General features: G+C 32.5%; 24 protein-coding genes. 15 read left to right on the top strand and 9 right to left on the bottom strand.

Annotated features, from left to right (window positions below; genetic code table 11):
* Positions 1 to 105 precede the first annotated feature (105 nt).
* The 15 genes from hemA (at position 106) to ABD771_RS08025 (ending at position 14,035) form a co-directional block, all read left to right on the top strand.
* Complete coding sequence (hemA, locus tag ABD771_RS08095) at positions 106 to 1,365, top strand: glutamyl-tRNA reductase (protein ID WP_345093282.1); 1,260 nt, start codon at positions 106 to 108, stop codon at positions 1,363 to 1,365.
* A gap of 65 nt (positions 1,366 to 1,430) precedes the next feature.
* Positions 1,431 to 2,357, top strand: coding sequence for a hydroxymethylbilane synthase (gene hemC, locus ABD771_RS08090; protein WP_345093279.1), 927 nt, complete (start codon positions 1,431 to 1,433; stop codon positions 2,355 to 2,357).
* 27 nt (positions 2,358 to 2,384) lie between these two features.
* Positions 2,385 to 3,056, top strand: coding sequence for a uroporphyrinogen-III synthase (locus ABD771_RS08085; protein WP_345093276.1), 672 nt, complete (start codon positions 2,385 to 2,387; stop codon positions 3,054 to 3,056).
* 73 nt (positions 3,057 to 3,129) lie between these two features.
* Positions 3,130 to 4,155: a uroporphyrinogen decarboxylase gene (gene hemE / locus ABD771_RS08080; RefSeq protein ID WP_345093273.1), complete on the top strand. Its 1,026-nt coding sequence runs from the start codon at positions 3,130 to 3,132 to the stop codon at positions 4,153 to 4,155.
* A gap of 113 nt (positions 4,156 to 4,268) precedes the next feature.
* Entirely contained in the window at positions 4,269 to 4,694 is a 426-nt protein-coding gene (locus ABD771_RS08075; RefSeq protein WP_345093270.1) for a GNAT family N-acetyltransferase, read from the top strand.
* A 60-nt stretch (positions 4,695 to 4,754) separates the two neighbouring features.
* Positions 4,755 to 5,657, top strand: coding sequence for an oxygen-dependent coproporphyrinogen oxidase (gene hemF, locus ABD771_RS08070; protein ID WP_345093267.1), 903 nt, complete (start codon positions 4,755 to 4,757; stop codon positions 5,655 to 5,657).
* Between the two features lie 31 nt (positions 5,658 to 5,688).
* A complete protein-coding gene (locus tag ABD771_RS08065) occupies positions 5,689 to 6,051 on the top strand; it encodes a four helix bundle protein (protein WP_345093264.1) in 363 nt (120 codons plus the stop codon).
* Between the two features lie 26 nt (positions 6,052 to 6,077).
* On the top strand, positions 6,078 to 7,073 hold the full coding sequence (hemB, locus tag ABD771_RS08060; protein ID WP_345093261.1) for a porphobilinogen synthase: 996 nt from the start codon (positions 6,078 to 6,080) through the stop codon (positions 7,071 to 7,073).
* 186 nt (positions 7,074 to 7,259) lie between these two features.
* Positions 7,260 to 7,685 carry a c-type cytochrome gene (locus ABD771_RS08055; RefSeq protein WP_345093258.1) on the top strand — a complete coding sequence of 142 codons (426 nt, stop codon included), beginning with the start codon at positions 7,260 to 7,262 and terminating at the stop codon, positions 7,683 to 7,685.
* Positions 7,686 to 7,773: 88 nt separating this feature from the next.
* Positions 7,774 to 8,247, top strand: coding sequence for a methylated-DNA--[protein]-cysteine S-methyltransferase (locus ABD771_RS08050; protein WP_345093255.1), 474 nt, complete (start codon positions 7,774 to 7,776; stop codon positions 8,245 to 8,247).
* A 123-nt stretch (positions 8,248 to 8,370) separates the two neighbouring features.
* Complete coding sequence (locus tag ABD771_RS08045; RefSeq protein ID WP_345093251.1) at positions 8,371 to 9,084, top strand: 3'-5' exonuclease; 714 nt, start codon at positions 8,371 to 8,373, stop codon at positions 9,082 to 9,084.
* Positions 9,085 to 9,247: 163 nt separating this feature from the next.
* Positions 9,248 to 10,693, top strand: coding sequence for a nucleoside recognition domain-containing protein (locus tag ABD771_RS08040; protein ID WP_345093248.1), 1,446 nt, complete (start codon positions 9,248 to 9,250; stop codon positions 10,691 to 10,693).
* 41 nt (positions 10,694 to 10,734) lie between these two features.
* A complete protein-coding gene (locus tag ABD771_RS08035; RefSeq protein WP_345093245.1) occupies positions 10,735 to 11,883 on the top strand; it encodes a DUF6438 domain-containing protein in 1,149 nt (382 codons plus the stop codon).
* Positions 11,884 to 11,971: 88 nt separating this feature from the next.
* Complete coding sequence (locus ABD771_RS08030; RefSeq protein WP_345093242.1) at positions 11,972 to 13,573, top strand: fumarate hydratase; 1,602 nt, start codon at positions 11,972 to 11,974, stop codon at positions 13,571 to 13,573.
* 69 nt (positions 13,574 to 13,642) lie between these two features.
* Positions 13,643 to 14,035, top strand: a complete 393-nt coding sequence (locus tag ABD771_RS08025; protein WP_345093239.1) for a hypothetical protein — start codon at positions 13,643 to 13,645, stop codon at positions 14,033 to 14,035.
* A gap of 1 nt (position 14,036) precedes the next feature.
* On the opposite strand, the gene ABD771_RS08020 is transcribed toward ABD771_RS08025, so the two are convergent.
* The 9 genes from ABD771_RS08020 to ABD771_RS07980 form a co-directional block, all read right to left on the bottom strand.
* Positions 14,037 to 15,005 (bottom strand): hypothetical protein, encoded by a 969-nt coding sequence (locus ABD771_RS08020; protein ID WP_345093236.1) that lies wholly within the window; start codon positions 15,003 to 15,005, stop codon positions 14,037 to 14,039.
* Positions 15,006 to 15,026: 21 nt separating this feature from the next.
* Positions 15,027 to 15,686, bottom strand: a complete 660-nt coding sequence (locus tag ABD771_RS08015) for a CoA transferase subunit B (RefSeq protein WP_345093233.1) — start codon at positions 15,684 to 15,686, stop codon at positions 15,027 to 15,029.
* 2 nt (positions 15,687 to 15,688) lie between these two features.
* On the bottom strand, positions 15,689 to 16,390 hold the full coding sequence (locus ABD771_RS08010; protein ID WP_345093230.1) for a CoA transferase subunit A: 702 nt from the start codon (positions 16,388 to 16,390) through the stop codon (positions 15,689 to 15,691).
* Between the two features lie 30 nt (positions 16,391 to 16,420).
* The gene (locus ABD771_RS08005; protein ID WP_345093227.1) at positions 16,421 to 18,739 is read right to left on the bottom strand and encodes a penicillin-binding protein 1A; all 2,319 of its coding nucleotides are present in this window, start codon (positions 18,737 to 18,739) and stop codon (positions 16,421 to 16,423) included.
* A 5-nt stretch (positions 18,740 to 18,744) separates the two neighbouring features.
* Positions 18,745 to 19,230: a gliding motility lipoprotein GldH gene (locus ABD771_RS08000; RefSeq protein ID WP_345093224.1), complete on the bottom strand. Its 486-nt coding sequence runs from the start codon at positions 19,228 to 19,230 to the stop codon at positions 18,745 to 18,747.
* Positions 19,214 to 20,512, bottom strand: a complete 1,299-nt coding sequence (locus tag ABD771_RS07995; protein ID WP_345093221.1) for a PSP1 domain-containing protein — start codon at positions 20,510 to 20,512, stop codon at positions 19,214 to 19,216. The genes ABD771_RS08000 and ABD771_RS07995 overlap by 17 nt, the downstream gene beginning before the upstream one ends.
* 162 nt (positions 20,513 to 20,674) lie before the next feature.
* Positions 20,675 to 22,033, bottom strand: a complete 1,359-nt coding sequence (gene trhO, locus ABD771_RS07990) for an oxygen-dependent tRNA uridine(34) hydroxylase TrhO (protein WP_345093218.1) — start codon at positions 22,031 to 22,033, stop codon at positions 20,675 to 20,677.
* A 221-nt stretch (positions 22,034 to 22,254) separates the two neighbouring features.
* On the bottom strand, positions 22,255 to 22,665 hold the full coding sequence (locus ABD771_RS07985) for a BrxA/BrxB family bacilliredoxin (RefSeq protein WP_298117920.1): 411 nt from the start codon (positions 22,663 to 22,665) through the stop codon (positions 22,255 to 22,257).
* Between the two features lie 125 nt (positions 22,666 to 22,790).
* The gene (locus ABD771_RS07980; RefSeq protein ID WP_345093215.1) at positions 22,791 to 23,447 is read right to left on the bottom strand and encodes a tetratricopeptide repeat protein; all 657 of its coding nucleotides are present in this window, start codon (positions 23,445 to 23,447) and stop codon (positions 22,791 to 22,793) included.
* Between the last annotated feature and the right edge of the window lie 222 nt (positions 23,448 to 23,669).

Below are 23,669 nucleotides of genomic sequence, written 5' to 3'. Positions count from 1 at the left end.
AAATAAGGTTTAAAAAATCGCATAGCGACACAAAAAGTACTTTGAGCGTTACTTTTATAAATAGTATAGTAATATTTTTGTTGAACTTTTAGGTAAAGTACAAATATGGAAAATTTTAATATGTCGAAACACGCCACTTTTTATGCATTAGGCCTTAGCTACAAAAAAGCCGATGCAGCAATAAGAGGAAAATTCAGTTTAGATGCTCAAGCCAAAGCAACTTTACTTATACAAGCCGAAGCCGAAGGAATTGATTCTTTAATCGTTACTTCTACATGCAATAGAACTGAAATTTATGGTTTTGCACAACATCCATATCAATTAATCAAGCTTTTATGTGCTAATAGCCAAGGTTCTGTAGAAGAATTTCAAGAAGTTGCCTATATCTATAAAAATCAAGAAGCAATCAATCACATGTTTCGCGTTGGAACTGGCTTAGACAGTCAAATTCTTGGAGATTTTGAAATTATTAGTCAACTAAAAACCGCTTTTAACGAAAGTAAATCTAACGGAATGGTTAATTCATTTCTAGAAAGATTGGTCAATTCGGTTATTCAAGCGAGTAAAAAAATTAAAACACAAACCGAAATTTCTTCAGGTGCAACTTCTGTTTCTTTTGCCTCAGTGCAATATATTTTCAAAAACGTAGAAGATATTGCCAACAAAAACATCTTACTTTTCGGAACAGGGAAAATCGGAAGAAATACTTGCGAAAACCTTGTAAAACATACCAAACACGAGCAAATTACTTTAATCAATCGTACCAAAGATAAAGCAGAAAAGCTAGCTCAAAAATTAAATGTTATTGTAAAAGATTACGCCGATTTACAATTGGAATTACAAAAAGCCGATGTGGTTGTAGTGGCAACAGGCGCTCAAAATCCTACAGTTGACAAAGCTATTTTGAATCTTAAAAAACCGTTGTTGATTTTAGATTTATCTATTCCAAAGAATGTAAATGAAAATGTAAAAGATATTGAAGGCGTTACTTTAATTCACATGGATCATTTGTCGCAAATGACGGATGAAACTTTGGAAAACAGAAAACTACATATTCCTCAAGCCGAAGCAATTATAGAGGAAATCAAAGAAGAATTTATAGCTTGGACCAAAAACAGAAAGTTTGCGCCGACTATTCATGCTCTGAAAGAAAAATTAAATTCTATCAAAGACGGCGAGTTGAATTTTCAACGCAAAAAATTGGCTAATTTTGACGAAGAACAAGCTGAATTAATCAGCAATAGAATCATTCAAAAAATCACAAATCACTTTGTAAATCATTTAAAAGATGGCGACTCAATGGAAGAAGGAATTGAATGGATTGAAAAAGTATTTCAGTTAGAACAAGAGAAATCATTTTTTTAAAAATAAAATTTCGCAACAATAAACCTCAATGAACCTTAATTCCTTAATGGTTCAAAAAAGAAAAAATGTCTGAAAAAACAATACGTATAGGAACTCGTGATAGTGAATTAGCACTTTGGCAAGCACACACCGTTCAAAAACAACTCAACGATTTAGGTTATAAAACCGAAATTATAGCCGTAAAATCGCAAGGTGATATCATTCTCGACAAACCGCTTTACGAACTCGGAATCACAGGAATTTTTACCAAAACATTAGACATTGCAATGATAAATGGTCAAGTTGATATTGCCGTGCATTCTATGAAAGATGTTCCTACGGCACTTCCAATTGGAATTGTTCAAGCTGCCGTTTTAGAAAGAGCCAATATTTTAGACATTTTAGTTCATAAAGGAAACTTAGATTTTTTAGAATCTAATGGAACAATTGCAACAGGAAGTTTGCGTCGTCAAGCGCAATGGTGGAATAAATATCCAAATCATAAAGTGGTTGATTTGCGAGGAAATGTGAATACAAGGATGCAAAAACTTAATGAAAATGATTGGAACGGAGCCGTTTTTGCAGCAGCAGGATTGGAAAGAATCAACTTAAAACCAGAGAATTATATCAATTTAGATTGGATGATTCCAGCGCCAGCACAAGGAGCGATGGTTGTGGTTGCTATGGCAAATGACAATTTTACATTGGATGCACTTTCGCAATTAAATCACATCGAAACCGAAATTTGTACCTATATAGAAAGACAATTTCTAAAAACGTTAGAAGGCGGATGTACAGCGCCAATCGGAGCAATTGCAATCTATAATGAGAAAGAAGATACTATCAATTTCAAAGGAGTTTTATTATCCATCGATGGAAAACAAAAACTAGAAATTGAAAAAGTAGTTGATATTTCCGAATGGAAAAAACTAGGTTTCAATGCAGCTCAAGAAATTTTAAACAATGGCGGCACAGAATTAATGGCAGAAATTAAAAAGATTTTAAAAAAATAGATTTCTCAAATCTGTGTTCCCTATAAAATGACAAAACTAATCAACATACTATCCACAAAAAAGCTTTTACCAAATCAAAAGCAAGATATACTCGCCGCCAATATTTCTTTAATTATTGAAGATTTCATTGAAACTAAAATCAAGAATTTCGAACTTTCAAAAGTTAACGACAATCTGATTTTTACAAGTCAAAATGCAGTTCAAAGTATTTTACAACATCCAAAATGCGATGAACTAAAAAGCAAAAATGTCTTTTCTGTTGGAATGAAAACAAAAGATTTATTAACTGAAAATGGATTCAATGTAATTGCTTATACAGGTTACGCATCCGATTTGGCTGAAATAATTTCACTTATTTATTCAAAAGAAAGTTACACCTTTTTCAGCGGAAACTTACGTCGTGACGTTTTACCAAACACACTAAAAGAAAACGGAATAACATTCAACGAAATAGAAGTTTATGAAACCAACATAACTTCAAAAAAAATTAAAGAAAAGTTAGACGGAATATTATTTTTCAGTCCGTCTGGAGTTGAAAGTTATTTCAAATTGAATACCATAAAAGAAGAAATGTGCTTTTGCATAGGAGAAACCACCGCAGAAGCATTAGAAAACAAAAAAGTAAAAAACATCATCATTGCAGAAAAACCATCCATAGAAAATGTGATAGATGAAGTTATAGAATATTACAATAATTAAAATATCGCGACTTTGCGACTTTGCGAGAAATAATTCGTGATAATTCGTGAAATTCGTGGCAACAAATAAAAAAATGATCAAAAACGACCTATTTTTAAGAGCATTAAATAATGAAACTGTAGAACGACCACCAGTTTGGATGATGCGTCAAGCAGGAAGATATTTACCAGAATTCAGAGCTTTGCGAGACAAATATGATTTCTTCACTCGTTGCGAAACTCCAGAATTAGCTGCAGAAATTACAGTTCAACCTATTAGAATTGTAAAACCAGATGCAGCGATTTTATTTTCTGATATTTTGGTAGTTCCAAGAGCTATGGGAATTCACGTTGAATTGAAAGACAATTTGGGACCAATTATTCCAAATCCAATTCGTACAATGGAACAAGTAAATCAAGTAATTGTTCCAGATGTTCATGAAACTTTAGGGTATGTTTTTGATGCAATCAAATTAACTAAAGAAATGTTGAACGATGAGGTGCCACTTATTGGTTTTGCAGGTTCGCCTTGGACAATTTTTTGCTATTGCGTAGAAGGAAAAGGCTCAAAAAGCTTTGATACAGCTAAAGGGTTTTGTTTTTCAAATCCAGTTGCAGCGCATACCTTATTACAAAAAATCACCGATACAACGATTTTGTATTTGAAAGAAAAAGTAAAAGCAGGTTGTAATGCCATTCAAATTTTCGATTCTTGGGGCGGAATGTTATCACCAGTAGATTATCAAGAATTCTCTTGGAAATACATCAACCAAATTGTTAACGCTTTGGCTGAAGACACTAAAGTTATTGTTTTCGGAAAAGGATGTTGGTTTGCGTTGAACGATATGGCGAAAAGTAAAGCATCAGCACTTGGTGTAGATTGGACTTGTTCGGCAAGAAACGCACGTTATTTAACAGGCGGAAAAATCACATTACAAGGAAATTTCGATCCATCAAGATTGTTATCTCCAATTCCAACCATCAAAAAAATGGTACACGAAATGATAGACGAATTCGGAAAAGACAATTATATAGTAAACCTTGGTCACGGAATTTTACCAAATATTCCAGTAGATCATGCGAAGGCTTTTGTTGAAGCTGTGAAGGAATATAAAAAATAGCTGCCCGAATATAGTTTTGAGTAATTCTATCGTGTTCCCAGAAAATTATAACTTTAATTTGAAATAAAATTATAACCCAATAAGATTGTATTTTTTAAAACACTTAAAAAGAAATGAAAGCAGCTATTTTAAACAAAAATGATTTAAATATAGACATTAGAGAACAAGTTTCTGAATTATTTCGTCAATTAAGTCCAAACAAAATTCAGTTGGATCTTGAAGAAATATTGAATGAGAAAAACCAAATTACAGTTGCATATTGTGAGGATAATAATAAAATAATTGGAATTGCATTAATGTGTACTTACAAAGTTATATCTGGAAACAAGGGTTGGATTGAAGATGTAGTTGTAGACTCAGCTTCACGTGGAAAAGGTATAGGAAGAAAATTGATAAACTTATTAGTTGAAGTAGGTGAAGAAAAAGAACTTTCCGAAATACTTCTTTTTACTGAAGACCATAGATTGGCCGCAATAAATTTATATTCAAGCGTTGGGTTTAAACTTAAAGACAGTAAGATATATTGTAAGAAAAAGTAACAAGAACTACGCACAACTGTCGTGTAGCGGCAGAACGCTATTAGCTTTAAGCTCAAAAAAATGAAAAATAAATTCCTAACATACATCCAAAACCTACAAGATCAAATCACTTCCAAACTAGAAAAAGTTGATGGTGTTGCCAAATTCCGTGAAGACATTTGGGAACGACAAGAAGGTGGCGGCGGAAGAACGCGTGTTATAGAAAACGGAAACGTAATCGAAAAAGGTGGCGTAAATATTTCGGCAGTTCACGGAAAATTACCCGAAGCAATGCAAAAAATGTTCAACGTAGGTGAAGCAGATTTCTTCGCATGCGGATTGAGTTTGGTAATTCATCCTAAAAACCCAATGGCTCCAACGGTTCACGCAAATTGGCGTTATTTTGAAATGTATGATTATAACGGAAACGTAATTAATAGTTGGTTCGGTGGTGGACAAGATTTAACACCTTATTATCTGTTTGAAGAAGATGGAAAACATTTTCATCAAACGTGCAAAACCGCTTGCGATAAGCATAATCCAGAGTTTTATCCAAAATATAAAAAACAATGCGATAACTATTTTTGGAACGCTCATAGAAACGAAGCTCGAGGTCTTGGTGGATTATTCTTCGATTATTGTAAAGAAACCAAAACCATGAAAATGGAAGATTGGTACAATTTCGTAACTGAAGTTGGCAACAGTTTTCTAGAAGCTTACGTTCCCATTGTTGAAAAAAGAAAAAATTTAGCATACACTCCAGAACAAAGAACTTGGCAAGAAATCCGTCGTGGTCGTTATGTAGAATTCAATTTGGTACACGATAAAGGCACATTATTCGGATTAAAAACTAACGGAAGAATTGAATCTATTTTAATGTCATTACCACCACATGTGCAATGGCATTACGACCATCATCCAGTTTCTGGAAGTGAAGAAGAAAAATTAATTAAAGTATTAGAAAAACCGATAGACTGGCTGTAAGCTATCAGCTATTAGCGGTTAGCTCAAAAAGATGAGAGATTATAAAAAATATATTGTTTGGCAAAAATCACATGAGCTAGTTTTAGATATTTATAAAACTACTCGTGATTTTCCTAAAGACGAATTATTTGCATTAACTAGTCAAATGAAACGATCTTCAAGTTCAATCCCAACTAATATTGCAGAAGGTTGTGGTAGAAATTCTGATAAGGATTTTTGTAGATTTTTATATTTTGCATTTGGTTCAGCCAATGAATTAGAATATCAAATAATATTGAGCATTGATTTACAGTTTATACAAATTGAAAATGGTCAAAAATTATTATTTCAAGTTGAAGAGATTAAAAAAATGCTTAACGGATTAATTACTAAATTAAATAATGCTAACAGCTAATTGCTGATAGCTTAAAGCTAAAAGATATGTTCCCATTACAAAGAGGCAGAAGATTACGCGTTAACGAATCCATAAGAAGTTTAGTTCGCGAAACCACATTAAGTCCATCCGATTTTATGTTTCCTATGTTCATTGCAGAAGGCGAAAACGTAAAAGTTGAAATTCCTTCAATGGTTGGTATTTACCGTCGATCCATCGATTTAACTGTTGAAGAAGTAAAAGAACTTTTTGCTTTAGGAATTCGTGCAGTAAACATCTACGTAAAAGTCGACGAATCTCTAAAGGACAACACCGGAAAAGAAGCTTGGAACCCAAACGGATTAATGCAAAGAGCTATCAAAGCAATAAAATCGGCTTGTCCAGAAATGATTGTGATGCCAGATGTTGCTCTCGATCCTTACTCAATTTTCGGTCACGACGGAATTATAGAAAATGGTGATGTTGCTAATGACTCGACCAACGACGCACTTGTAAAAATGGCCGTTTCTCACGCACAAGCTGGAGCCGATTTCGTAGCGCCAAGCGATATGATGGACGGACGCGTTTTGCGTTTGCGCCAAGGTTTAGACGTCGCTGGATTTTCAAATGTGGGAATCATGAGTTATTCTGCAAAATATGCATCTGCATTTTACGGACCATTTCGCGATGCTTTAGACAGTGCGCCAAGAGAAGCCGATGTCGAAGTACCAAAAGACAAAAAAACCTACCAAATGGATTACGCTAACCGCATAGAAGCCATCAAAGAAGCACTTATGGACGTAGAAGAAGGCGCCGATATGGTTATGGTAAAACCAGGAATTGCTTATTTAGACATTGTTCGTGAAGTCAAAAATGCGGTGAACGTTCCGGTAACGGTTTTTCACGTTTCGGGCGAATATGCCATGATTAAAGCTGCTTCAGAACGAGGTTGGCTAGATCACGACAAAATTATGATGGAACAATTAATGTGTATCAAAAGAGCAGGTGCAAGTTTAATTTCAACTTATTTTGCCAAAGAAGCAGCGATTATTTTGAATAGATAGGAGCGAATGGCTCGGGATTTATCAGCAAACCTTATTCCTGCTGCCTTTCCTTCTCGTCCCAAAAGACGAGATTCCCTTGCATCAGGGCTAAATAGCATTTGTATTGAATTTTTATTCTCTGATAAAAATCATATTTAGTATAAGTCATCAGATGTATCTTTGATACATATTTTAATTAAAGGTAAAATGAAAACAATTTTAAAACCACTAACTTTATTAGTAGCACTATTCATTGTGAGTTGTGGTGGAGACAAAAAAACAGATAAATTTGGCAACCCAGTTTCAGACGAAAAAGAAAATGTCGAAGCAGTTAAACCAGAAGTATCAGAATTTCCATTAGCCGAAAAAGGAAAAGAAATTTTTGAAGGAAAAGGTACATGCGCAACTTGCCACAAACTCGATATTAAATTAGTTGGACCAAGCATACAAGACATTGCAGAAATCTATAAAGAGAAAAATGCAAATATGATTACATTTCTAAAAGGAGAAGGCAAACCAATCGTTGATCCAACACAATACGAAGTAATGAAAGCCAACTTTGCTTTAACAAAAACGTTTTCCGATGAAGAATTAGAATCTTTAGAACAATATATTTACAGTCAAGAAAAATAAAATTTTCATGTTTATTTTAAAATCACAAAGTCAAGAGTTTTTCTTTTTGCTTTGTGATTTTTTTTATATTTAAACTTTCTAAAAAAGAATGTCAAAAACTGCTTTCATAAATTCGCCACTCGGAATCACCAAAATTGTTGGTGACGAAAATGGAGTTTCTATAATTTCTGTTTTATCAGAAGGTGAATTTTCCACAAAAATTCCAAACGAACTCCAAGAAGCAGTGTCACAACTTCAAGAATATTTTGAAGGAAAACGTAAAGATTTTGATTTCAAGATAAATCCAAAAGGAACAGATTTCCAACAAAAAGTGTGGCAAGAATTACTCAATATACCTTTCGGAAAAACAATGTCCTACATGGATTTATCCAAAAAGCTTGGTGATGTAAAAGCCATTCGAGCAGTAGCATCAGCTAATGGTAAAAACCCACTTTGGATTGTAGTTCCATGCCACAGAGTTATTGGAACCGATGGTTCTTTAACAGGTTATGCAGGAGGTTTATGGCGAAAAAAATGGCTTCTTGAACACGAAACACCTAGCTATCAACAAAGTTTGTTTTAACTTGGTCAAGGAGTTTTTTTTATTTTAATTTGGAAATTTAAAGTCATTTTAATTATATTCGCAACCTAATTACATGTTAATCAGGGTAATTTAATAAATATAAACGCCATATAAATTCTTATTATGATTGAAAAAATCCGCTTAGACAACATTTTGTTTCTTGACATAGAAACTGTTCCATTAGAAGAAAATTTCAACTCGCTTGACGATGAAATGAAACAACTTTGGGAACAAAAAACTCAATACCAACGCAAAGAAGAATTCACTGCCGAAGAATTTTATGACAGAGCAGGAATTTGGGCCGAATTCGGAAAAATTGTCTGTATTTCTGTTGGTTATTTTACAACAAAAGGTGATATTCGAAACTTTAGAGTAACCTCTTTTTTTGGTGAAGAAAAGAAAATTTTATTAGACTTCAATAATCTACTAAATAATCATTTCGACGGTTCCCAAAATATTCTCTGTGGTCACAATGCCAAAGAATTTGATTTTCCATTTATTGCTCGTCGAATGATTATCAATCAAGTTAGTATTCCAAACAAACTAAATTTATTCGGAAAAAAGCCGTGGGAAATTCAACATTTAGACACCTTAGAGTTATGGAAATTTGGCGATTATAAGCATTTTACATCTTTAAAATTACTAACCAAAATCCTCGGAATTCCTTCTCCAAAAGGAGACATCGACGGAAGCCAAGTAGGTCATGTTTTTTATGTAGAAAAAGACATCGATAGAATTGTGACTTATTGCGAAAAAGACGTGATTGCTGTAGCTCAAGTTTTTCTACGTTTCAGAAAAGAAGATTTATTGGTTGAAGACGAGATACACCACGTATAGATAAATAAGCCACAGATTCACTGATTTTAAAATTGAAATTTTTATTGATTTTATTGAAATTGGATTAAAAATTTGGTGTATAATTTATATTCTTATTATCAAATTAATCTGTGAATCTGTGGCATATTTTTATAAATAGTTATATTTACAAAAACAAAAAACCATGGTATTAAGTAGATTTTGGCTCGTTATCTTTATTTCATCTATTGTCTTCGTGATTTTTAGTTTATTCTCTGGAAGTAACTACACTATTGATTTCGTTTTAAACGGAAAAAAGGATGATCCAATTTTAGTTTCTGAAAAATACCTTCAAGATTTACCTGCTTTTATAAAAGACAGTATCGAAAAGGCTCCAGATAAAACGATGGTCATAAATCGTGATACTTTAAATATTGATTCTACTTATGTTTTTTCTAATAAAGTTGTTAAAATTTATAGTGGAAAACAAAAATCAGATGGATTATTGCCGACTTGTAAAAGCACTTTACTCGACTTGATTTTACCACTTATGGCTTATTTAGCATTTTTTTGTGGATTGATGGAATTGTTAATTATTTCTGGCGCATCACAAAAATTGGCAAAAATATTAAGCCCAGTTTTTGTAAAAGTATTTCCAAGTATTCCAAAAAATCATCCTTCAATTTCTTATATGACGCTAAATTTTGCTGCAAATTTCTTAGGATTAGATTCAGCAGCAACACCATTTGGATTAAAAGCCATGGAAAGTTTACAAGAAATAAATCCAGAAAAGGATAAAGCTAGTGATGCACAAATCATGTTCATGTGCTTACATGCTTCTGGACTTACATTAATTGCAACTTCAATTATTGGATATCGCGCTGCAGCTGGCGCTGCAAATCCTGCTGATGTGATGTTGCCTTGTATAATTACCTCTTTTATAGGAACCATTGCTGCGTTTTTAATTGTAGGAATAAAGCAAAAAATCAACTTCAAAAGTGCGTCTTTGGTTGCTGGATTAATGGGAATGATAGGTGCAATTATTGGTTTATTGATGTATGTAAATCATTTGGATTTAATAGGTAAAAATTATTTTACTTCTAATCTTTCCGCTTTGATTTTGGTAGTAATTATTGTTTTCACATTGATATTATCATTCGTAAAAGAAAAGAAATTTACAGAAGCAAACACCACCGTTTATGAAGCATTTGTGGTTGGAGCAAATAATGGCGTTAAAACTGGAGTCACTATTTTTCCTTATGTTTTAGGAATGTTAGTTGCTATTTCGTTGTTCAGAAATAGTGGACTATTTGAAATTATAAGTAACTGGATTGCATTTGGATTTTCCAATATGGGCGTAAGCAAAGAAATAACAGATGCGCTTCCTGTTGCAATGCTTAGACCATTCAGTTCTGCAGGCTCACGTGGATTTTTAATTGATTCTATGAATACTTTTGGCGCCGATTCAATGACAGGAAGATTGAGTAGTATTTTTCAATGCAGTGCTGAAAGTACGTTTTATGTTATTGCTGTTTATTTCGGTTCGGTTAATATAAAAAACACTCGATATGCTTTAGGAACAATGCTTTTAGTAGATGTAATTTGTGTGATTACTGCCATTTTTGTAGCTAGTTGGTTTTTTGTAAAATAGATACTAGAAAGTCTAAATTTTCGTTTTCCTAAAAATTTAAAATGGATAAATTTATATTCTTTTTAGTACTCTTTCTGCTTTTTTCTTGTAAAAATGAAAAGACAAATCCTTACATAGGAAATTGGTATTTCGATAAAGTTGTTAATTATGATAGTACAAAAGTTAAATTTCCTATGAGTATTTTGGAAACTGAATTTGCTCCTCATTATAATTTTGAAATTCTAAATGATTCTTTGATAGATTACAAACAAGGCTTTTATTATACAATTAGCAATAAAGTTTGGCAAGCGAAGGAAAGGCACGAGTTTTTAAGAAGTTATTATTTTTTAGGATCAAAAACTAACTATAAAATTGATAAGTCAAATATTTTATTTTTTAATAAATTTTCTAATTCTTGGGATACACTCAAAATAAATAAGATATGGAAGGATACAATGATTATTCGAGGATATGAAAATGCTTTTTATAGATTAGTTAAAAAACAAAACAATTATTTTGACGACAAAAGCTATGATGCAATAACTATTTACAGAAGTCCTTGTTATGGAAGTTGTCCATTTAATTCTACCTATATAGATAGAAAAGGGGATTTGTTTTTTAAGCCCTATTCTTCAAATACTCAAACAAATAATTTACAATCTAAGTTAGATAGTGCTCAAGTTAAATATTATTTTAACCTATTTGATAAAATCCCTATTCAAAAATTAAAAGACAATTATTCAATACAAGCAACAGATAGTCAAACAAATACTATTTCATTTTTTAAGAACGGTAAAATTGTAAAAACTATTTCTTGTTATATACAATCTCCTGTAGATTTAGATAAAGCTTATTCAGAATTGAGTTTTGCTTATCAAAATGTAAAAGTCGAATTCGATGATGAGTTTTTATTTGATGAGAAAGTTAGCCTCTTTTCATTCATAAATAAAGACTCTAAATTTCGTTTAAAAGATTCTGAAAGTTTTTTTCTTGAAGTGGCTTTAAGGAAAGGCAAACAAGTTAAAAAAGAAGTAGATCCAAAGTATACTCTAAAATTTAGTGATTGGAATGAAGTGTCAGATATAAGTGGAATAACTACAGATGGAAGATATTATAAAATTTTGATGAAAGACAAAACCATAAAAATAATTGATATTGGATTTAATTTCATGGAAAAAAATCCAATAATTAAAAAGAATAGAGAAAATTAGATACGAGACTATCTATACTAAATAACCAAATCAAGTGTCCTTAAATTAATCTACTTTCCGTAACTTTACATTTCAAAACTATTTAATAATGGACTTTATATATCAAGATCCGTATCCGATATTAAAAGACGATACGCAATACAAAAAACTTACTTCTGACTTCGTAAAAGTTGAGCAATTTGGAGACAGAGAAATTCTAACGGTTGATCCAAAAGCATTAGAATTATTGGCGCAGGAAGCCATGAACGACGTTTCTTTTATGTTACGAACAGCGCATTTGCAAAAATTGAATAACATTTTAAATGACCCAGAAGCTACTGATAATGATAGATTCGTAGCCTATAATTTGTTGCAAAACGCTTCTGTAGCTGTTGAAGGTCAGTTGCCGTCGTGTCAAGATACCGGAACTGCAATTGTTATGGCAAAAAAAGGCGAAAGCGTTTTTACAGGAGTTGATGATGCCGAATGGTTATCAAAAGGGATTTTCAATACGTTTCAAAACAAGAATCTTCGTTACTCACAAATTGTTCCAATTTCGATGTTTGAAGAGAAAAATTCAGGTTCGAATTTGCCCGCTCAAATTGATATTTATGCTAAAAAAGGAGCTTCTTACGAATTTTTATTTCTAACAAAAGGTGGTGGTTCTGCGAACAAAACATTCTTATATCAAAAGACGAAATCTTTGTTGAATGAAAAATCTATGGAGGAATTTGTTCGCGAAAAAATTAAAGATTTAGGAACTTCTGCTTGTCCACCATACCATTTGGCTTTGGTAATTGGTGGAACTTCTGCTGAGGCAAATTTAGCAGCTGTGAAAAAAGCATCTGCAGGATATTTTGATAATCTTCCAACTACTGGAAACATGGCTGGTCAAGCTTTTCGTGATTTAGAATGGGAACAAAAAGTACTACAATATTGCCAAGAAAGTGCTATTGGTGCACAATTTGGAGGAAAATATTTTGCGCATGATGTTCGTGTAATTCGTTTGCCACGTCATGCTGCTTCTTGTCCGGTTGGATTAGGAGTTTCGTGTTCTGCCGATAGAAATATCAAAGGAAAGATTACTAAAGATGGAGTTTTCTTAGAACAATTGGAAGTCAATCCGCAGCAATTTTTACCAGCTATCCCACCACATTTGGAAGCGGCAGTTGAGGTTGATTTGAATCGTCCTATGTCTGAAATTTTAGCAGAATTATCTAAATATCCAATTAAAACTCGTTTGAAATTAAACGGAACTTTAATCGTAGCCAGAGATATTGCTCATGCAAAAATCAAAGAACTTTTGGATGCTGGAAAACCAATGCCAGAGTATTTCAAAAACCATCCTGTATATTACGCTGGACCAGCAAAAACACCAGACGGAATGCCATCAGGAAGTTTCGGGCCAACTACAGCAGGACGAATGGATGTTTATGTTGAAGAATTCCAAAAAGCTGGCGGAAGTATGATTATGCTTGCTAAAGGAAATAGAACTAAAGAAGTTATGGAAGCTTGTAAAACTTATGGAGGATTCTATTTAGGTTCCATCGGTGGACCAGCAGCAATTTTAGCTCAAGATAATATCTTAAAAGTTGAGGTCGTAGACTTCGAAGAACTCGGAATGGAAGCCGTGAGAAAAATTACAGTTAAAGATTTCCCAGCTTTTATTATTACTGATGATAAAGGGAACGATTTCTTTGCTAACTTATAAATATAATTAGCCACAGATTCACAGATTAATTATACTTTCTGAGAATCTGTGGCTATCAAAATTATTCAAATGCCTTTTAAAGAAACATTTTTAGAATTTTATACCAAAGTTAAATCGAGTTTGGAAGATGGAACTTTTGCCAAATTAACTTTAGCAAAAACCATCGGAAATGCTGAATTAATGAATATTTATGTTCGTCCGATTATGGATGAGGATGTTTTGAAGTTGGAATTAAAATTCAAGTTTCAAAAGGAAGAAATTATTGAAATTCATTCCATTGATAAGACGTTCAATAGATTGTTGGAATTTATAAATAATCCTTTCTTAAGTGCAATTTTATTCACCACCGAATTTGATTTGACTTACAAATTGAATAAAAAACGAGTTGTGAGTACCGTGGAACAATTTCCAACCTTTGGGAATGCCAACGAAGTTTTATTGGAGTATTTGAGAGGAAAATAAGTTATTCTATTATTCTTTTTGTATCAAGATTTGTTCCACCCCACTCGACAACAGTAAAACCATTGCGGATCGATTTAGTTAGAATTTGTTCTTTTATATTGTACGTTCTAGATACTTTTTTGAACTCCATAAATACAATTATTTCTGTATTGGGTTTTGGATTAATCTCTAGAATAGACGATTGATCGATATTGTCGTTAACCCAAAAATGAATTAAGCTTATTTCATTTTGTTCTAATTGTGGCAGCCAATAAACAATAAAATCATTAATTTCAGTATTATTTAAACCTAAATAATCTAATTTCGAAATTAAAAAAGAAGTTAAATTTTCTTTCTTCACCAAGAAACCATCCTTATGACTGTAATGACTTTCAGGAAAATTATAAACTCCATCCCAAAATAAATAGTTGTATTTTCTATTATCTTTTTTATTGGTTAATTCGCCATTTGGTGTTACAATAACTTCCCAACCTTCATTATAAGCAGGGTATGTGGTCTTAAGTTTTCCTTTGAATTTAAGTTGCACCGAAATTTCTTGGGTTTTTTCCGGATATAAATAAATAGCAGGTTTTCCAATGCTGTATTCTGTTTCTTTTATATTTATTAACTGATGTTTGAATTGGTTTGGTACTGAATCTAATGAGATAAATGAAGTTTCTATATTTGGTCCAGTAAAGAGTAAGTACCTATAATAATTAAGTTCTTCTTCTGAGATTTTTACTATGAATTTACCTTTTCGGTTGGTTTTACATAAATATTTATTATTATGTAAAAGATCTTTGCTCAGATGAATTATTACATTTTTTGCATCCAGTTTAATTACTTGCTTTTGTTTATCTTGACCTAAACAAATACTATCTTGAATAAATAAATATCCAGTAATTTTTTTTGATTGGCTAAATATGAATAACGGAAATAAAATAATTATAATAAATTTTTCACACTTATTTTTTATTAGTAGGAGACACAAAATAAAGCATTTGGTCTTAAATTAATCAATAACCATCTCTGGAATTTCTCCTTCAATAATTAATGCAGCTTCGGTTGATGCTATGATGTGTTCAACAGAAACTCCTGGTGCGCGTTCTAATAATTTGAATCCTTTTGGAGTGATTTCTAAAACGGCTAACTCTGTAACTACTTTTTTCACACAGCCAACACCAGTTAAAGGCAAAGTACAACGTTTTAAAATTTTACTTTCGCCAGCTTTATTAACGTGCATCATAGCAACGATAATATTATCTGCGGAAGCTACTAAATCCATTGCTCCACCCATTCCTTTTACCATTTTTCCTGGAATTTTCCAATTGGCGATGTCTCCGTTTTCTGAAACTTCCATTGCGCCAAGAATGGTTAAATCTACATGTTGACCACGTATCATTCCGAAACTGAATGCAGAATCGAAGAAACTTGCTCCAGGCAACGTAGTAATAGTTTGTTTTCCTGCGTTGATTAAATCGGCATCTTCTTCGCCTTCAAATGGAAATGGACCCATTCCGAGAACTCCATTTTCACTTTGAAATTCTACAGAAATATCAGTCCTAACATAATTGGCAACCAATGTTGGAATACCGATTCCTAAGTTTACATAATAGCCATCTTTTACTTCTTTAGCTATTCTTTTTGCTATATCGTTTTTATCTAATGCCATGATTATGCTCTTTTACGAGTGGTACGTTGCTCAATTCTTTTTTCAAATTTTTCGCCTTGGAAGATTCTTTGAATTAATATTCCTGGAATGTGAATTTCATTTGGATTTAAGCTTCCTGCTGGAAGAAGTTCTTCAACTTCAGCAATAGTTATTTTTCCAGCTCCACACATTGATGGATTGAAATTTCTTGCTGTTCCTTTGAAAATTAGGTTTCCTGCTTCGTCGCCTTTCCATGCTTTTACAATAGAAAAATCGGCTTTGAAAGCGTGTTCCATTACGTGCATTTTTCCGTTGAATTCACGAACTTCTTTACCAATAGCAACTTCGGTTCCGTAACCTGCAGGAGTGAAGAATGCAGGAATTCCGGCTTGTGCTGCACGACAACGTTCAGCAAGAGTTCCTTGTGGAATTAATTCAACTTCTAACTCACCTGAAAGCATTTGACGTTCAAACTCTGCATTTTCTCCAACATAGGACGAAATCATTTTTTTGATTTGCTTTTGTTGTAATAATAATCCTAATCCAAAATCATCAACTCCTGCATTATTTGAAATACATGTTAGATTTTTTGTCCCTTTTTTAACCAATTCTGCAATTGAATTTTCAGGTATACCACATAATCCAAAACCGCCTAACATAATAGTCATATTATCTTCAATGCCTTGAAGTGCGTCTTGAACTGAATTCACTTTTTTATTAATCATAATTTTAACTATGAATTTATTTTCTAAAATTTAAAGACCAAATTCGTCAGTGTTTTGTTCTTCTGTATCTGTTGAATCTGTTGCTACAGAAGCTTTTGGAGCTGTCCAACAATCTACTTTTATAGCAAAATTATCTGGTCGCTCAAATTCATCTGTCGATATTTGGAGGTCTTTATCTTCATAACATTTTTCCATGAAATACCCCCAAACAGGTAAAGCTGCTGTTGCTCCTTGACCATAAGTAATGCTTTTAAAACGAGCCGAACGATCTTCACAACCAACCCAAACACCAGTTACTAGATTTGGAACCATTCCAATAAACCAACCATCAGATTGGTTTTGTGTTGTTCCAGTTTTTCCTGCAATTGGATTTTTAAACATATATGGATAGCCAGTCCAACGATTATCACCACTTCCTCCACCTTCTGTTCTAAGTCGTTCACCAGAACCACCCTCAGTAACACCTTCAAGAAGTTTTATTACTGCAAAAGCAACATCTTTGTTTAAAACATCGTGAGACTCTGGTACTGGTTCGTAAATGATAGCTCCATTTTTATCTTCAATTCTTGATATAAATTGAGGTTTTATATAAACCCCTTGATTTGCGAATGTACTATAAGCAGCAACCATATCTTGAACCGTAATATCTACAGCGCCTAATGCAATTGCTGGTTGCACTGGAATTTCTGTTGTAACACCTAGTTTTTTGGTTAATTCTACAACAGCTTCTGGTCCGGTTTTATCAATTAATTTTGCCGAAATAGTGTTGATAGAATTTGCCAATGCTTTTTTCAAAGTAACCATTCCTCGGTATTTTTGATCAGAATTTCTTGGTTCCCAATCTTCAGTTACATGATGGCGTCCTTTTCTTATCATAAAAGGTCCGTCTATTATGGTGTCACAAGGAGACATTCCTAATTGTTCGATTGCTGTAGCATAAACAAAAGGTTTAAATGTTGAACCTACTTGACGTGCACCTTGACCAACGTGATCGTACTGAAAATATTTATAATTTATTCCTCCAACCCAAGCTTTCACTTGTCCTGTTTGAGGTTCCATAGACATTAATCCAGCTTGCAAGAAGTGTTTGTAATATCTAATAGAATCCAGTGGAGTCATAATGGTATCTCTTTCACCTTTCCAGGTAAATACAGTCATTTTTGTCTTTTTACTGAAAGAGGCTATGATTTCTTCATCTGTCTTTTCATCTGCTTTTAAAATTCTCCATCTTTCAGAGTTTTTCATTGCTTGTTTGATGATTTTATCTGTTTCAGCATCAGTAATATTTATAAATGGAGCATTTTTATTTCCTTTTTGTTGCGTCCAAAATTCTTCTTGAAGGTTTTTCATATGAGCCAAAACCGCTTCTTCTGCATGTTCTTGAATCTTTGAATCAATAGTAGTGTAAATCTTCAATCCATCACCGTATATATCGTATTCTTCTCCGTCTGGTTTCTTATTTTCTTTAACCCAATTCTTCATATAATCACGAAGATATTCTCTAAAATATGTTGCTGTTCCGTCCAGATGACTTTCAGGATGAAAATCTAATTTTATTGGTTTTTTCTCCAAAATTTTCTTTGCAGATTCTTCTAAATGCTTATTTCGAACCAATTGACCAAGTACAATATTTCTTCTTTTAAGAGCTCTTTCTGGAAAACGATTTGGGTTGAATCTTGAAGGATTTGTTAACATTCCAACCAATAAAGCACTTTCTTCGACAGTTAAATCACGAGGTTCTTTACTAAAATATACTTTAGATGCCGAGCGAATTCCAACAGCTCCATTAACAAAATCGACCTGATTTAAGTATAGAGCAATAATTTCTTGTTTGGTATATTGTCTTTCTAAACGAATTGCAATAATCCATTCTTTAGCTTTTTGTACGATTCTAAAAGGAAGAAATTTAGAACCTTCACCATGGAATAAATTTTTTGCTAATTGTTGAGTAATAGTACTCGCACCACCATCTCTTCCTAATTGTACTGCTGCACCAAAAGTTCTTCTTGCATCAATTCCAGAGTGTTCGTAGAAACGTTCGTCTTCCGTTGAAACTAGAGCATCTACCAGTGATTTTGGCAAATCCTTGTACTTGATGGCAGTCCTGTTTTCGTTATAAAATTTACCTAAAGTAACTCCGTCAGAAGAAATGATTTCAGTAGCTAAATTAGAATCTGGATTTTCTAAATCTTCAAATGAAGGCATCTTACCAAAAAGACCCCATGAAGCAAATAGAAAGAAAAGAAAAAGTCCGCCAAGAGTATAAAAAAATAATTTCCAAAACTTTTTTGAATAATATTTTATGTCTTTTACTTGACCTTTATTTTGAGTATTAGTTTTTTGTGCCATAATTTCTAGTCTAAAGATTCAACTCTAAAACCTATTTCAGTAATTCCTTTTAAGTTTTCAACTCCAGCTACTTTTCCGGTTTGCCTTACCGCTTGCTTGATATGAACTTTATATTCTCCTTTCAACTTGAATTCTTCTTTGTCTTTATAAAAAAGTTTACTCTCTTTTACATCAGAAAATCCTTCTCCCATAAGCGTTCCATCAGGATTTGCCATCTGATATTCTAATGTATCAACTAATGTTTTCTTGTTAGGCTGTTCTAATGCGACAATTAAAAACAAATTGTTAAACGGATAATCGTTATTGTCTCTAACATTTACAAATAAGTTATATTTTTTTGTACTATCAAATTGAGGTAACTTAAACGTTACAACGCTGTCTTTATGCCAAGAATTTCCAACTGATTTATAATCGTCGAAAACACGTTTTTTATCGCACGAAATAACTAAAAGCGCTACTAAAATAAACAGTATGCTATTTTTTATCTTCATTCTTTTTAATGATTATAGGTCTTTTATTTTGAGGTTTTTGATTTCCTTCGTCATTTCTTTTTCGCTCGTTTTGATTTTGACCTTGATTTGGTTTTGAATTAGGGTTTGAGGCGGTTTTTTCTACTTGATTTGTGTTTGGATTTTGAGCTTTATTTTTATTTCTGTTTTTATTTTTATTCTTGCTCTTTTTTGGTTGGTCAAATCGAGTTAAACTTTCTTGTCCCATTGCATTGTTAAAGTTTGCTTCTTGTTCTACAACAATTTCTATTGCAAAATCTTCAAGAGAAGAAACACGTATTTTTTCTTTATTTTGAGCTACTATTTCTTTAACCTGATCAATTTTTAAAACATGCCAATTAGCAAAATTATCGGTATAAGCAAACCACATCAATCCTTTGAAAATATCTTGTTTTTGGCAAATTGCATCACCTTTTTCAGTGTATAATTTGGTTTCAAAATCAGGAAAATCTTTTAATGCATCAAGATAAGTATCCAATTCATAATTCAAACAACATTTTAATTTACCACACTGTCCTGCTAATTTTTGAGGATTTAATGATAATTGTTGGTAGCGAGCCGCAGATGTATTTACACTTCTAAAATCGGTTAACCAAGTTGAACAACACAACTCCCTTCCACAAGAACCAATTCCACCAAGACGAGCTGCTTCTTGACGAAAACCAACTTGTTTCATTTCAATACGAGTTTTGAATACTTGTGCGAATTCTTTAATTAACTGACGAAAATCTACTCTGTCATTTGCCGTGTAATAGAAAATAGCTTTTGAACCATCACCTTGAAATTCGATATCAGAAATCTTCATTTCCAATTTTAAAGCAATAGCAATTTCTCTTGCCTTCACTTTCATAGGTTCTTCTTTATCACGAGCTTCACTCCAAATGTCGATATCTTTTTGAGAAGCTTTTCTGTATACTTTTGTAATGTCAACACTTTTATGGTCAACACCTTTTTTCTTCATTTGTACTTTAACCAATTCTCCTGTAAGAGTAACAATTCCTATATCATGACCAGGCGAAGCTTCAGTTGCAACGATATCACCAATACTTAAGGTAAGTTTTTCAGTATTTCTGTAAAATTCTTTACGACCATTTTTAAAGCGTACTTCTACACAATCAAAAGGCGCTTCTCCAGTTGGTAAATTCATATTTCCCAACCAATCAAAAACGGTTAATTTATTGCAGCTATCGGTGCCGCAAGTCCCATTATTTTTACAACCCTTAGGTGCGCCACCATCAGAAGTTGAACAACTTGTACATGCCATAATTATATATGTAGTATTGCCAAAAAGCAATTTAAGTTCATAAAACGATTAATTTGTAAAGATAGTATTTTTAAAAAATAAATTCCAATAAAAAAATCCCAAATTCCAAGTTTGAAAAAACAGTTGAAATTTGGGATTTTAAATGGTTGATTTTTAAAATAGTTACTCTAAAATCTTAAATAATTTATCAGATAATCTTACTCTAAAAGGTAAAAGGAAAGTAACTTTATCACCTATTTTAGCAATCGAATTTTCACTTCCGTTAACCATCATTTTGTCTAAAATTACTTCTTCGTTTCCTGTAGTAGGACCAGAAATTAAGATTTTATCACCTATATTTAATTCGTTATTCTCGATGATAAATAATCCAACTTGTGGTTTTGGATAATAATGTTCGGCTTTACCAACAAGCACTTTTTTTACTTTTATTTTCTGACGAATGTCTTTTGGTTTTTTAGCAATCGCTAAGGATTTATCAGATAGTTCACCTGAATGTTTAAATAATAGATTTTCTGATTTTCCTTTGCGGAAGACTTTATTTCCAACTTGAATTCCTCTACGAAGTTTTACTTGTTCTAGCAATGGCAAATGGATGGTATCTAAACATTCTTTTGAACAACAATTTTCCATAGCAGCTTTACAATCATCACATTGAATGAATAATAAATGGCAACCATCATTTTCACAATTGGTATGATTGTCGCAAGGTTTTCCGCATTGGTGGCATTGCGAAACTATATCGTCTGTAATTCTTTCGCCAAGTCTGTGGTCGAAAACAAAGTTCTTTCCTATGAATTTACTTTCTATGTTTTCTTCCTTTATTTGTTTGGCATAATTAATAATTCCGCCTTCTAATTGGAACACATTTTTGAAACCTTGATGTTTAAAATATGCAGAAGCTTTCTCACATCGAATTCCTCCGGTGCAATACATAACCAAATTTTTATCTTCTTTAAAGTCTTTTAATTGCTCGTTGATAATCGGTAAACTTTCTCTAAAAGTCTCTACATCAGGAGTAATTGCACCTCTAAAATGGCCGATTTCACTTTCGTAATGATTCCTAAAATCGACAATAATTGTGTTAGGATCTTCTAATATTTGATTGAATTCTTTTGCTTTCAAATGCACACCAATATTGGTTACATCAAATGTTTCGTCATTCAATCCGTCTGCAACAATTTTATCTCGAACTTTTACAGTTAATTTTAAAAATGAGTGATCGTCATGTTCTACTGCTACATTCAACCGAATGCCTCGCATAAATTCATATGCTTCTAAAGTTTCTCTAAATGCTTCAAAGTTTTCGGCTGGAACACTCATTTGAGCATTAATTCCTTCTTTGGCAACATACGTTCGACCAAGAGCATCGAGTTTGTTCCATTGGATAAATAAGTCGTCGCGAAATTTTTTCGGATCTTCAATTTTGGCATACGCATAGAAAGACAATGTAAGTCGTTGTTTGCCAGCTAAATCAATTAGCTCTTTTCTTTCTTCTGCGCTTAATGTGTTATACAGTTGCATGCTATAAACGTTTAAGTGAGAACTATGTGTTGAATTCTAAATGGAAGAATTCGGGTGCAAAGTTAGTTTTTTACCGCAAAGACGCAAAGTTTTTTCGCAAAGTTCACAAGGATATAAAAAAATAAACCGCAGATTCATAGATTAATTTAAAACCTCTGAATTTGCGGTAAATAATTCTTTGCGAACCTAGCGTAATTCTTAGCGTTCTTTGCGGTTATGTCTTAACAGAATTCTGCGTAAGCGTCTTTCAAGTTTTCAGCAATCATTTCAGCAGGACGACCTTCAATGTGATGACGTTCTAACATGTGCACTAATTCACCATTTTTAAACAAAGCCATACTTGGCGATGATGGAGGAAAAGGAAACATTTCTTCTCTTGCAGCATCAACAGCTTCTTTGTCAACTCCAGCAAATACGGTTACTAAATGATCTGGTTTTTTTGCTCCGTCCAAACTCATTTTTGCTCCTGGACGAGCGTTTCTTGCAGCACAACCACAAACTGAGTTAACAACTACAAGTGTTGTTCCTTCCGTTTTAATTGCATTTTTTACTTCTTCTGCACTGTATAAATCTTGAAAACCTGCTTCAGAAAGTTCTGCTCGCATTGGTTTTACCATTTCTTCTGGATACATATTTTTAATTTTTAACTATTAGATATAAAATTTTAGATTTTGAAAATCTTCTGCAAAGATAAATAGAATTCTAATTTTTAGAATCAATCAAGTCATAAACATTTGTTATCGTTTGATAGATGTTATTATTTGTCCCATTTTTTCTGATAAGGATAGGTTTCATAAATGGTGTTATCTTCATTTAACTTATAGCCAATTTTATAATCTTCTTCCGATTCTTTTAATAATGTTTTTGCTTCTTCAAATTTTTCTTTTCGTACTAAACATATTGCTTTATAAAATTTTATATCAGAAAAATTAGGATAAATTTTTAATGCTTTGTCAAAAACAGCAATGGCTTCATCAAACTTTTTTAATTCAAATTTTGAAATTCCTAAATAAAAGTAAGCTGTTGGATGTTCAAGTTTATCCCGATCTTTATAAATTTCATCAACATAATTTTGAAGAATTTTCTCAGCTTTTTCAAATTCGTTCAATTGTAAATAGGAAATAGCAATATAAAAATCATAGGAATGATCCATAACATAACCGTTACCAAATTTTTTCTTACAATCTTCTAAATCATCAATTGCATCTTTGTAAGATTTCGAGAAAATACATTTTATAAAACCACGATAAGGTTGCCATCTTTCTGCGTTATATTTTACGGCTTTGTCAAGAAAGGGCATCCCAATTTCATACTTTCTTACTTTAAAAAAGGGCATTGCTTTTTGTTGCCATAAGTAGGCAATCGTACTATCTTTTGCTAATCCATTGTCCAAACAATTTTGCCAATCTGACATTCTTGTATTGTAATTGTATCTTTGCGCACAATTGATTAAAAATTCTTCAATAATTTTTTCCTGTTCTTTATTTTTTCCTTCTTGAGCAACTGAAATTGTAAATGAAAAGAGAGTAACTAACGTGAGTTCGATATAAAAGTGTAAAAATATTTGGGTAAAAAAGCAAAAGTTAGTATATTTAAAGTGTTGAATTTTAATATTTTAACTAAACTTTTGCTTATG

It is taken from the genome of Flavobacterium chungnamense, assembly GCF_039539165.1.
Classification (GTDB): Bacteria; Bacteroidota; Bacteroidia; order Flavobacteriales; family Flavobacteriaceae; genus Flavobacterium; species Flavobacterium chungnamense.
Note: the sequence above shows the minus strand (reverse complement) of the source record. Positions and strands in the feature narration are given on the sequence as shown.

Bases quoted from the DNA above. Each gene is read 5' to 3' on its own strand.
- hemA (WP_345093282.1), top strand. From the start codon at position 106: ATGGAAAATTTTAATATGTCGAAACACGCCACTTTTTATGCATTAGGC.
- hemC (WP_345093279.1), top strand. From the start codon at position 1,431: ATGTCTGAAAAAACAATACGTATAGGAACTCGTGATAGTGAATTAGCA.
- ABD771_RS08085 (WP_345093276.1), top strand. From the start codon at position 2,385: ATGACAAAACTAATCAACATACTATCCACAAAAAAGCTTTTACCAAAT.
- hemE (WP_345093273.1), top strand. From the start codon at position 3,130: ATGATCAAAAACGACCTATTTTTAAGAGCATTAAATAATGAAACTGTA.
- ABD771_RS08075 (WP_345093270.1), top strand. From the start codon at position 4,269: ATGAAAGCAGCTATTTTAAACAAAAATGATTTAAATATAGACATTAGA.
- hemF (WP_345093267.1), top strand. From the start codon at position 4,755: ATGAAAAATAAATTCCTAACATACATCCAAAACCTACAAGATCAAATC.
- ABD771_RS08065 (WP_345093264.1), top strand. From the start codon at position 5,689: ATGAGAGATTATAAAAAATATATTGTTTGGCAAAAATCACATGAGCTA.
- hemB (WP_345093261.1), top strand. From the start codon at position 6,078: ATGTTCCCATTACAAAGAGGCAGAAGATTACGCGTTAACGAATCCATA.
- ABD771_RS08055 (WP_345093258.1), top strand. From the start codon at position 7,260: ATGAAAACAATTTTAAAACCACTAACTTTATTAGTAGCACTATTCATT.
- ABD771_RS08050 (WP_345093255.1), top strand. From the start codon at position 7,774: ATGTCAAAAACTGCTTTCATAAATTCGCCACTCGGAATCACCAAAATT.
- ABD771_RS08045 (WP_345093251.1), top strand. From the start codon at position 8,371: ATGATTGAAAAAATCCGCTTAGACAACATTTTGTTTCTTGACATAGAA.
- ABD771_RS08040 (WP_345093248.1), top strand. From the start codon at position 9,248: ATGGTATTAAGTAGATTTTGGCTCGTTATCTTTATTTCATCTATTGTC.
- ABD771_RS08035 (WP_345093245.1), top strand. From the start codon at position 10,735: ATGGATAAATTTATATTCTTTTTAGTACTCTTTCTGCTTTTTTCTTGT.
- ABD771_RS08030 (WP_345093242.1), top strand. From the start codon at position 11,972: ATGGACTTTATATATCAAGATCCGTATCCGATATTAAAAGACGATACG.
- ABD771_RS08025 (WP_345093239.1), top strand. From the start codon at position 13,643: ATGCCTTTTAAAGAAACATTTTTAGAATTTTATACCAAAGTTAAATCG.
- ABD771_RS08015 (WP_345093233.1), bottom strand. From the start codon at position 15,686: ATGGCATTAGATAAAAACGATATAGCAAAAAGAATAGCTAAAGAAGTA.
- ABD771_RS08010 (WP_345093230.1), bottom strand. From the start codon at position 16,390: ATGATTAATAAAAAAGTGAATTCAGTTCAAGACGCACTTCAAGGCATT.
- ABD771_RS08005 (WP_345093227.1), bottom strand. From the start codon at position 18,739: ATGGCACAAAAAACTAATACTCAAAATAAAGGTCAAGTAAAAGACATA.
- ABD771_RS08000 (WP_345093224.1), bottom strand. From the start codon at position 19,230: ATGAAGATAAAAAATAGCATACTGTTTATTTTAGTAGCGCTTTTAGTT.
- ABD771_RS07995 (WP_345093221.1), bottom strand. From the start codon at position 20,512: ATGGCATGTACAAGTTGTTCAACTTCTGATGGTGGCGCACCTAAGGGT.
- trhO (WP_345093218.1), bottom strand. From the start codon at position 22,033: ATGCAACTGTATAACACATTAAGCGCAGAAGAAAGAAAAGAGCTAATT.
- ABD771_RS07985 (WP_298117920.1), bottom strand. From the start codon at position 22,665: ATGTATCCAGAAGAAATGGTAAAACCAATGCGAGCAGAACTTTCTGAA.
- ABD771_RS07980 (WP_345093215.1), bottom strand. From the start codon at position 23,447: ATGTCAGATTGGCAAAATTGTTTGGACAATGGATTAGCAAAAGATAGT.